Consider the following 11449-nt stretch of genomic DNA (forward strand, 5'->3'; position numbering starts at 1 on the left):
CCCAGGTCCTCGCCCTCAGCCGCGCCCCCTTCGTCCTCGTCGCGGACGCGCTCGCGCCCCGGCTTGCCTCTGCTCTCGCGCTACTGCCCCCTGAGTCCAGGCCTCGCGTCCTCTCGCTGGAAGCTTCGCTGAGCGCCGCGTCTCCCGAGCACGCCCTCGCGCCTCGTGCTTCGCCTTCGCACCTCGCCTACGTCATCTTCACCTCGGGCTCCACCGGCACTCCCAAGGGGGCCATGGTCGAGCAGCGCGGCATGCTCAACCACCTGCATGCCAAGGTGCGTGACCTGGCACTGAGCCCCTCTGACGTCGTCGCGCAGACGGCCTCGCAGTGCTTCGACATCTCCATCTGGCAATTCTTCTGCGCCCTGCTCGTCGGCGGCCAGACGCTCATCCTTCCCGATGACGTCGCGCATTCGCCCGGGGCCCTCCTTGAGTCCTTGGAGCGCGAGGCGGTTTCCATCGTCGAGACCGTGCCCTCGCTGCTGCTCGCCATGCTCGATGAGGCCGATGCCCTGGGCCCCTCTCGCCCTGCCTTCGGCCACCTGCGCTTCATGCTGGCCACGGGTGAGGCCCTTCCGGCGGAGACCGCGCGGCGCTGGCTTCAGGCCTGGCCCGCCGTGCCCCTGCTCAACGCCTACGGCCCCACCGAGTGCTCTGACGACGTCACCCACGCCCTCCTCACTTCGGCGCCCACGTCCGCTTCCGTCCCCATCGGTTCGCCTCTCTGCAACACGCGCCTGTATGTCCTCGACGCGCACGCGCGTCCCTGCCCGCTGGGCGTCCCCGGGGAGCTCTTCGTCGGTGGCGTAGGCGTCGGCCGGGGCTACCTTCTCGACCCACTCCGCACCGCCGCCTCCTTCGTCCCGGACCCTTTCTCCTCCGTCCCCGGCGCCCGCCTCTACCGCACCGGTGACCGCGTCCGCTGGCTGCCGGATGGCGCCCTCGAGTTCCTGGGCCGCATCGACTTCCAGGTGAAGGTGCGCGGCTTCCGCATCGAACTCGGGGAGATTGAGGCCTTCCTCTCGCGCCTTCCCTCCGTGCGCGACGTGGTGGTGGTGGGACGCGAGGACGTGCCGGGCGATGCACGCCTGGTGGCCTACGTCTGCGCCCGCCCGGACCACACCCTCGATACGGAAGCCCTGCGCGCGCACCTCGCCGAGCACCTGCCCGAGTACATGGTGCCCTCCGCCTTCGTCCTGCTGGACGCGCTCCCGCTGTCCTCCAATGGCAAGGTGGACCGCAAGGCCCTGCCCGCTCCTTCCGGAGTCTCCGCCACCACCGCCTACGCCCCTCCGCGCACTCGCACCGAGGAGCTGCTGTGCGGCCTCTTCGCGCGCCTGTTGCGCCTGGAGCGCGTGGGCGTCCATGACGACTTCTTCGCGCTCGGTGGCCACTCCCTGCTTGCCACCCGCCTCGTCGCCCAGGTGCGCGAAGTGCTCGGTCTGGAGTTGCCCCTTCGCGCCCTCTTCGAGGCCACCACCGCCGCTCGCCTCGCCGAACGCGTGGAGGCGCTCAAGGCGTCCTCCTTCTCCTCCTCCGCACCGCCCCTACGTCCCGCGCCTCGCGGCGGCGCGCTGCCCCTCTCCTTCGCCCAGCAGCGCCTCTGGTTCCTCGATCAGTGGCAGCCCCAGAGCGCCCTCTACAACGTCCCCGCCGCGCTCCGACTCCTCGGCCCCCTGGACGTGCGGGCCTTCCAGCTCGCGTTCGAGGAGGTGCTGCGCCGCCACGAGGCCCTGCGCACCACCTTCCAGGCCTCCGGCGAGGACCCTGTCCAGGTCATCCACCTGGCGCAGCCCCTGCCGCTTCCGGTCATCGACCTGCGCGCCCTGCCCGCGTCCGAGCGCATGAAAGAGGCGCGCAGGCTCGTCGACGAAGAGGCGCAGCGGCCCTTTGATCTCGCGACCGGTCCGCTCATGCGGATCACCCTCCTGTGGACGGACGCGCAGGAGCACGTGCTCGTCGCGGTGATGCACCACATCGTCTCGGACGACAGGTCCATCGCGGTGCTGCTGCGCGAGCTGTCCGCCCTCTACGACGCCTTCCACCGGGGCCTGCCCTCTCCGCTCGCGCCCCTGACGATGCAGTACGCGGACTACGCGGTGTGGCAGCGCTCCTGGCTCCAGGGCGACACGATGGAGTCTCGCGTCGGCTGGTGGCGCCAGCAACTCGAAGGGATGCCCCAGGCGCTGGAGCTGCCCACGGATCGCCCCAGGCCTGCGCACCAGGGCTACCGCGGCGCCGTGAGCGAACACCGCCTGCCCCGCGCCCTCTCCGACTCCCTGCGCGCCTTCCACCGCCGCGAGGGCGTCACGCCGTTCATGACGCTGTTCGCGGCCACGCAGGCCCTGCTGCACCGCTACTCAGGCCAGGAGGACTTCGCCCTCGGCACTCCGGTGGAGGGCCGCGAACAGCATGGGCTGGAAGGGCTCATCGGCTTCTTCATCAACACCGTGGTGTTGCGCGCGCGGCCGAAGGCGCGGCTCAGCTTCCGGGAGCTGCTCGCCCAGGCGCGCGAGTCCACCCTCGGCGCGCTCGCCCACCAGGACGTGCCGTTCGAGAAGCTCGTGGAGGTGCTCCAGCCCGCGCGCGACCCCAGCCGCTCGCCCTTCTTCCAGGTGATGATCGTCTACCAGCAGGGGCTGGAGCTGGGGGGCGCCATGCCGGGCCTCACCCTGCGCCCGCTGGAGGTGGAGGGCCGCACCGCCCGCTTCGAGCTGTCGCTGGCCTTCACCGACCACCCCGAGGGGCTGGGCCTCTCCTTCGAATACAACACCGACCTCTTCGACGCGGCCACGGTGGCCCGCATGGCCGGGCACCTGCACGAGCTGTTGGAAGGCGTCGTGGCGCGGCCGGAGCAGGCCCTGGGCGACCTGCCGCTCTTGACGGCCACCGAGCGCCAGACGCTGCTCGTGGACTGGAACGACACCGCCGCGCGGCTGCCGTCCGACGCACTCTTGCACGAGCTCGTCGAGGCCCAGGTGGACCGCACCCCGGACGCGCCCGCGGTCGCGTACGAGGGCCAACGGCTCACGTACCGGGAGCTGGACACCCGCGCCAACCAGCTCGCGCACCACCTGGGTTCGCTGGGCGTGGGCCCGGAAGTGCCGGTGGCCGTGTGCATGGAGCGCTCGCTGGAGATGGTGGTGGCCCTACTCGCCATCCTCAAGGCGGGCGGCGCCTGGGTGCCCCTGGATCCGTCGTACCCGGCCGAGCGCCTCGCCTTCATGTTGGGCGACGCCGCAGCCCCGGTGCTCCTCACCCAGGAGCGCCTGCGGCCGGTGCTGCCCGCCACCTCCGGACGCATCGTGTTCCTGGACTCGGGGTGGGACGCCATCGCCCACGCGCCCGCGCACCGTCCCCGGGTGAGCGTGGCGCCCGAAGGCGCCGCGTACGTCATCTACACGTCGGGCTCCACCGGCCGGCCCAAGGGCGCGCTCAACACCCACGCCGCCATCCACAACCGGCTGGCGTGGATGCAGTCCGCCTACCGCCTGACGCCCCAGGACGCCGTCCTCCAGAAGACGCCCTTCGGCTTCGACGTCTCCGTGTGGGAGTTCTTCTGGCCGCTGATCACCGGCGCCCGGCTCGTGATGGCCGTGCCCGGCGGACACCAGGACGGGGCCTACCTGGTCCGCACCATCGCCGCCGAGCGCATCACCACCCTGCACTTCGTGCCGTCCATGCTCCAGGTCTTCCTGGAGCAGCCCGGGCTGGAGGCCTGCGCGCACCTGGAGCGCATCATCTCCAGCGGCGAAGCCCTGCCCGCCGAACTCGCGCGGCGCTGCCTGGAGCGGCTGCCGGCGAAGCTGCACAACCTCTACGGCCCCACCGAGGCCGCCGTCGACGTCACCCACTGGACGTGCGAGCGCGGAGACTCGCGGCGCGCCGTCCCCATTGGCCGCCCCATCTCCAACCTGCGCATCCACATCCTCGACGCGCGGCTGAGGCCGGTGCCCGTGAGCGTTCCGGGCGAGCTGTACATCGGAGGCCTCGGGCTGGCGCGTGGCTACTTCCGCCGACCGGACCTGACCGCCGAACGCTTCGTCGCCGACCCCGTCGGCACCGAGCCCGGCGCGCGCCTGTACAGGACGGGAGACCTGGCGCGACACCTGCCCGGCGGAGAGATCGAGTACCTGGGCCGCACCGACTTCCAGGTGAAGCTGCGCGGCTTCCGCATCGAGCCCGGTGAGATTGAAGCCGCGCTCGGTCAGCACCCCACCGTGCGCGAGGTGGTGGTGCTGGCGCGCGAGGACGTGCCGGGAGACCCGCGGCTGGTGGCCTACGTGGTGCCGGCCGTGGGCCAGGTGGCCGACGTGACCGCGCTGCGCCAGCACCTCCAGCAGCAACTGCCCGAGTACATGGTGCCCGCGGCCTTCGTGGTGCTGCCCGCGCTGCCGCTCTCCGCCAACGGCAAGGTGGAGCGCCGCGCGTTGCCCGCACCCACGGCCTCCGTGGAAGCGCCGCGCGCCTACGCCCCTCCGCGCACGCGCACCGAGGAGCTGCTGTGCGGCCTCTTCGCGCGCCTGCTGCGCCTGGAGCGCGTGGGCCTCCACGATGACTTCTTCGCCCTCGGTGGCCACTCCCTGCTCGCCACCCGCCTCGTGGCGCGCGTGCACGAGACCTTCGGGGTGGAGCTGCCCCTGCGCGCCTTCTTCGACGCCCCCACGGTCGCGCGGCTCGCCGGGCACCTGGACACCTGGCAGCTCCAGCCGCACGCGGACGGCGCCGTGCCGCCGCTGCTCCCCGTGCCGCGTGACGGCGCGCTGCCGCTCTCCTTCTCCCAGCAGCGCCTGTGGTTCCTCGACCAGTGGCAGCCTCAGAGCGCCCTCTACAACATCCCCGCCGCCCTCCAGTTGGACGGAGCGCTGGACGTGGGCGTGCTGGAGCGCTGCTTCCGGGAGCTGATCCAACGCCACGAAGCGCTGCGGACGACGTTCCTCCAGGGCGAGCACGGCGGTGAGCAGCGCGTGCACCCGGAGGCCACCCCGCCCCTCACCGTCGTGGACCTGGAAGCGCTGCCCGCGCACGAGCGTGAGGAGGAGGCGCGCCGGCTCGCCACCGAGGAAGCGCACCGGCCCTTCGACCTCACGCGCGGGCCGCTCCTGCGCGTCACCCTGTTGCGCCTGGAGTCCCGGCGCCACGCGCTGCTCCTGACGCTGCACCACATCGTCTCGGACGGCTGGTCCATGGACGTGCTGCTGCGGGAGCTGGCCGCGCTCTACGACGCCTTCCTCCGGGAGGAGCCGTCGCCGCTGCCGCCCCTGCCGGTGCAGCCCGCGGACCATGCGGTGTGGCAGCGCTCGTGGCTCCAGGGCGACGTGCTCGACGCGCAGCTCGGCTGGTGGCGCCAGCAACTCCAAGGCGCACCGCACGCGCTGGAGCTGCCCACGGACAGGCCGCGCCCGGCGCTCGCCACGTCCCGGGGCGGCGTGGTCACCCGCGCCCTGCCGCGCGACCTCTCCGACTCCCTGCGCGCCTTCCACCGCCACGAGGGCATCACCCCCTTCACCACGTACCTGGCCGCGTTGCAGGCGCTGCTGTACCGCTACACGGGCCAGGAGGATCTGAACGTGGGCACGCCCGTCTCCGGACGCGGGCGCCCGGAGCTGGAGGGGCTCGTCGGCCTCTTCATCAACACCCTGGTGCTGCGCGCCCGCGTGGACGCGCACCGGTCCTTCCGGGAGCTGCTCACCCAGGCGCGCGAAGCCGTGCTCGGCGCGTTCTCCCACCAGGACGTGCCCTTCGAGCGGCTCGTGGAAGCGCTCCAGCCCGAGCGCGACCTGAGCCGCACGCCCCTGTTCCAGGTGATGATCGTCTACCAGCAGGGGCTGTCGCTGGAGCGCGCCCTGCCGGGCCTGACGCTGCGCCCGCTGCCCGTGGAGGGGCGCACGGCCAAGTTCGACCTCACCCTCTACGTCACCGACGGCGAGCGGGGCCTGGAGACGGCGCTGGAGTACAACGCCGACCTCTTCGACGCGACCACCGCGGCGCGGCTCCTGGGGCACCTGGAGGTGCTGCTCCGGTCCGCCATCGTCCATCCGGAACAGCACGTGGCCCGGCTGCCCCTGCTCACGGAGCCCGAGCGCCAGCAGCACCTGGTGGAGTGGAACACCGTGCGTGAGGGCTTCGCCCGGGGCCCCGCCCTGCACCACCTCTTCGAGGCGCAGGTGGCCCGGACGCCGGACGCTGTCGCCGTCAGCTACGAGGCGCAGCACCTCACCTACCGGCAGCTCGACACCCGCGCCAACCAGGTCGCGTGGCGCCTGCGCCAGCGGGGCGTGGGCCCGGAGACGCTCGTGGGCCTGTGCGTGGAGCGCTCGCTGGAGATGGTGGTGGGCCTGCTCGCCATCCTCAAGGCGGGCGGCGCGTACGTGCCCATGGATCCGTCGTACCCGGCCGACCGCCTGGCCTTCATGCTCGAGGACACCGCAGTGCCGGTGCTCCTCACCCAGGTCGCGCACCAGGGCGCGCTGCCGGCCCACCGCGCCAGCGTGGTGCTCCTGGATGATCCGCAGGACGGCTTCGACGCGGAGCCGGTCCACGCACCGGAGGCGGGGACCACGCCGGCCAACCTCGCGTACGTCATCTACACGTCGGGCTCCACCGGCCGGCCCAAGGGCGTGCAGCTGGCCCATGAGCAGGTGGTGCGCCTGATGAGCGCCACTCAGCATTGGTACCGCTTCGACGCGAGCGACGTGTGGACGCTCTTCCACTCGTACGCCTTCGACTTCTCCGTCTGGGAGCTGTGGGGCGCGCTGCTGTACGGCGGGCGCGTGGTGGTGGTGCCCTACTGGGTGAGCCGCTCCCCGGACGCCTTCCTGTCGCTGCTGCGCCGCGAGCGGGTGACGGTCCTCAACCAGACGCCCTCCGCCTTCCGCCAGCTCATCCACGCCGACGCGACCTCCTCGGAGCCCGGCGGGCTGTCCCTGCGCTCCGTCATCTTCGGCGGGGAGGCGCTGGAGTTCGCGAGCCTGCGGCCCTGGTTCTCAAAACACGGCGACCAGCGGCCCCAGCTCGTCAACATGTACGGCATCACCGAGACGACGGTGCACGTCACCTACCGGGTGGTGGACGCGGCGGACGCGGAAGGGGCCTCGAGCAGCGTCATCGGCGTGCCCATCCCGGACCTGCAGGCCTTCGTCCTGGACGCGCAGCTGCAGCCGCAGCCCGTGGGCATCCCCGGTGAGCTGTACATCGGCGGCCAGGGACTGGCGCGCGGCTACCTCCACCGTCCGGAGCTGACGGCGGAGCGCTTCGTGCCGCACCCCTTCTCACAGCGGCCCGGTGAGCGCCTCTACAAGTCGGGCGACCTGGCGCGCGTGCGCGAGGACGGGCAGCTGGAGTACCTGGGCCGCGGCGACCTCCAGGTGAAGATCCGCGGCTTCCGCATCGAGCTGGGAGAGATCGAGAACGCCCTGCTGCGACACCCCACGGTGCGCGAGGCGGTGGTGGTGGCGCGCGAGGACGCGCCGGGAGTAAAGCGGCTGGTGGGCTACGTGGTGGCGAACGTGGGCCAGGTCGCGAGCGCGGACGCCCTGCGCCAGCACCTCTTGCAGCGGCTGCCGGACTACATGGTGCCCGCGTCGCTCGTCACGCTCGGGTCCCTGCCGCTCACGTCCAACGGCAAGGTGGATCGCCGCGCGTTGCCCGCGCCGGAGCAGGAGCGCGCGACGGGCACCGCCTTCGTGGCGCCGAGGACGGCGGTGGAGCGCCAGCTCGCCGCCATCTGGGCGCAGGTGCTGCGGCTGGAGAAGGTGGGCGTGCACGACGACTTCTTCGCGCTGGGCGGCGACTCCATCGTCAGCCTGCAGATCATCGCCCGCGCGCACCGCGTGGGCCTGCGCCTCACCCCCAAGCAGCTCTTCCAACACCCGACGCTCGCGGAGCTGGCGCCCCTGGCGGTGGAGACGCGCGTCCCCCAGGGCGAACAGGGTCCGGTGACGGGCCCCGTGCCCCTCACGCCCATCCAGCGCTGGTTCGTGGAGCGCGACCTGGAGGCCCCGCACCACAACAACCAGGCGATGGTGCTGGAGCTGCGCCAGCCGGTGGCGGCGGACATCGTGGAGCAGGCGCTGAACCACCTGCTGGCGCACCACGACGCGCTCCGGCTGCGCCTCACCCGGACCGCCGGGGGCTGGCGCCAGACGTGCGCGGCGCCCGGTGGCAACGGCGTGGTGCTGCGGCGGGTGGAGGCATCGCGCCTGGAAGCCGTCGCCGGGGAGCTGCAGCGCGGCCTGTCCCTGGAGGACGGCCCGCTGATGGCGGCGGCGCTGGTGGAGCCCGCGGCCGGACGCACGGGGCGGCTGGTGCTCGTCATCCACCACCTCGCGGTGGACGGCGTCTCCTGGCGCACGCTGCTGGAGGACCTGGGCACGGCGTGTCAGCAGCTCCAGGAGGGACGGGCGCTCGCGCTGCCCGCCAAGAGCACCTCCTTCAAGAGCTGGGCGGAGCGGCTGGTGGCGCACGCCCATTCGCCGGCGGTGACGGCGGAGCTGCCCTTCTGGCTCGACGAGGCCCGCGCGCGCGTGCGCCCGCTCCCGAGGGACGGGGCCGGCGGTGACGCCACCTTCGCGTCGGCGCGAGGCGTGACGGTGTCGCTGGACGAGGAGGAGACGCGCCTGTTGTTGCAGGAGGTGCCCGCCGCGTACCGGGCCCGCATCGACGACGTGCTGCTCGCGGCGCTGATGCAGGCCCTGACGGCCTGGACGGGCCAGTCGCGCCTGCTGGTGGATCTGGAAGGCCACGGCCGCGAGGACCTCTTCGACGACGTGGACCTGTCGCGCACGGTGGGCTGGTTCACGTCGCTGTACCCGGCGCTGCTGACGGTGCCGGAGGCGGCCAGCCCGGGCGACGCGGTGCGTGCCGTGCGGGAGACGCTGGCGAAGGTGCCGGGACGCGGCCTGGGCCACGGCCTGCTGCGCTACCTGCGCGAGGACGAAGCGGCGCGGCGCCTGCGCGCACTGCCCGCCGCGGAGGTGAGCTTCAACTACCTGGGCCAGTTCGACACGGGCTCCCGCGCCGAGGGCCCCTTCACCCTGGTGCGCGAGTCCGCGGGCCCCACCATCGGCGCGGGGGAGCGCCGTCCCCACGTGCTGGAGGTGGGCGGCTACGTGCTCTCCGGCCGGATGGACCTCTACGTCAGCTACAGCGAGGCCCTGCACGCACCCGGCACCATGCAGGCCCTCGCCACGGGCTTCCGCGAGGCCCTGCGGCGCATCATCGCGGACCGCGCCAGCGCGGACGCCGCCCACCGCACGCCCTCCGACTTCCCCCTGGCGCACCTCACCCAGGACGGGCTCGAGCGCATCTTCCAGCGCGACGCGCTCGCGCAGGACATCTACCCGTTGTCGCCCATGCAGCAGGGCATGCTCTTCCACGCGCTGCTCGAGCCCCTGGCGGGCATGTACCTGGAGCAGCTCACGTGGGAGTTCCACACGCCCCTGGACCTGGACACCTTCCACCGGGCCATGGACCGGCTGGTGGAGCGACAGCCGCTGCTGCGCACCGCGCTCTACTGGGAGGGGCTGGCCGAACCGCTCCAGGTGGTGCGCCCCCGCGCGGCGCTGCCCTGGCTGGAGCTGGACTGGCGCGGCCTGCCTCCCGCGGAGCAGCAAGCGCGGTTGGAGGCCTTCCTCTCCGGGGATCGCACCGAGGGCTTCGACCTGTCGCGCCCGCCCCTGATGCGGCTGGCGCTCATCCGCCTGGCGGACGACGTCACGCGCATGGTGTGGACCTACCACCACGTGCTGCTGGACGGCTGGAGCCTGGGCCTGCTGTTCCAGGAGCTCTTCACCACCTACCAGGCGCTCCAGCGCGGCGAGCCGCTGCCCCAGCACGCCGTGCTCCCCTTCCGCGACTACATCGCCTGGCTCCAGCGCCAGGATGACGCTGGCGCGGAGGTCTTCTGGCGGCGGTCGCTGCGGGGGTTCACCACGCCCACGCCGCTGCCCCTGGCCCTGCCCCCGAAGGTCGACGGAGCTGGCCTGCCTCCCGGGGAGCGGGAGATCCACCTGAGCGCGGCGCGCACCGCGGAGCTGCAGGCCTTCGCTCGCGAGAACGGGCTCACCCTCAACACGCTGGTGCAGGCCACCTGGGGCCTGGTGCTCGGCCGCTGCGCGGGAGTTTCGGACGCCGTCTTCGGCACCACCGTCTCCGGCCGTCCGCCGGACCTGACGGACGTGGAGTCCATGGTGGGCCTCTTCATCAACGCCCTGCCGGTGCGCGTGAGGTTGGATCCAGACGTCCCGGTGCTGCGGTGGTTGAAGGAGCTGCAGGCGTGGCAGGTGGAGATGCGCCAGTACGAGCACAGCCCCCTGGTGAAGGTGCAGACCTGGAGCGAGGTGCCCCGCGGCACGGCCCTCTTCGACAGCTTCCTCGTCTTCGAGAACTATCCCGTGGACACGTCCGTCATCGAGCGGGGCAGCGCCCTGGCGATCCGCGACGTGAGCTTCATCGAGCGCATCAACTACCCGCTCGCCGCGATGATCATCCCCGACCGCGAGCTGCTCCTGCGGCTGGGCTATGACCCGGCGCGCTTCACCCGGGAGGCCATGGATCAGCTCCTGGCGCTCTGGAGCATCGCCCTGGAGGCGGTGCTCGCCCGGCCCGAACAGCCGCTGGGTTCGCTGTCCCTGCTCACGGACGCGGAGCGGCAGCGCGTGCTGGTGGAGTGGAACGCCAGCGACGTGGACTTCCCCCGCGACGTCCTCGCCCACCAGCTCTTCGAAGCCCAGGTGGCCCGCACCCCGGACGCTCCCGCCGTCTCCACCGGCGACGCCACCCTCTCCTTCCGCGAGCTCGACGCCCGCGCCAACCAGCTCGCGCACCACCTGCGCTCGCTGGGTGTCGGCCCCGAGACCCGCGTGGGCCTCTGCGTCGAGCGCTCCTTCGACCTGCCCATCGGCATCCTCGCCGTCCTCAAGGCCGGTGGCGCCTGGGTGCCCCTGGATCCGTCGTACCCCGCCGAGCGCCTCGCCTTCATGCTCGCCGACTCGGCGGTGCCCGTGCTCCTCACCCAGGAGCACCTGGCGGATGAGCTGCCCTCGGACAGCGGGTTCCTCGTGTGCCTGGACGCGGACTGGCCGCGGGTGGCCACCCGGTCCACCCTGCCGCTGCCTCCTCGTGGCGTGCCCGACTCGCTCGCCTACGTCATCTACACCTCTGGCTCCACCGGCCGTCCCAAGGGCACCCTCCTCACCCACCGCGGCCTGTGCAACACCGCGCTCGCCGCCGTCCGTGAGCACGGCTTCGACTCGCACTCCCGCGTCCTTCAGTTCGCGTCCCTCGGCTTCGACGCCTCCGTCTGCGAAGTCTTCGCCACCCTCCTCGCCGGTGCCTGCCTCCACCTCGCACCCCGCGAGCAGCTCATGCCCGGCGAGCCCCTCCATTCGCTGCTTCGCTCCCGCGCCATCACCGCCGTCACCCTCACCCCGTCCGTCCTCGCCCAACT

Annotated in this window: 1 protein-coding gene; it reads left to right on the forward strand. The window is 72.5% G+C overall.

Annotated features, from left to right (window positions below; all coding sequences use genetic code 11):
- On the forward strand, window positions 1–11449 hold an 11449-nt coding region (locus D7V97_RS31760; RefSeq protein WP_120614375.1), incomplete at both ends, for a non-ribosomal peptide synthetase.

Origin of the sequence: Corallococcus sp. CA053C (genome assembly GCF_003611675.1) — a bacterium.
Taxonomy (GTDB): Bacteria; Myxococcota; Myxococcia; order Myxococcales; family Myxococcaceae; genus Corallococcus.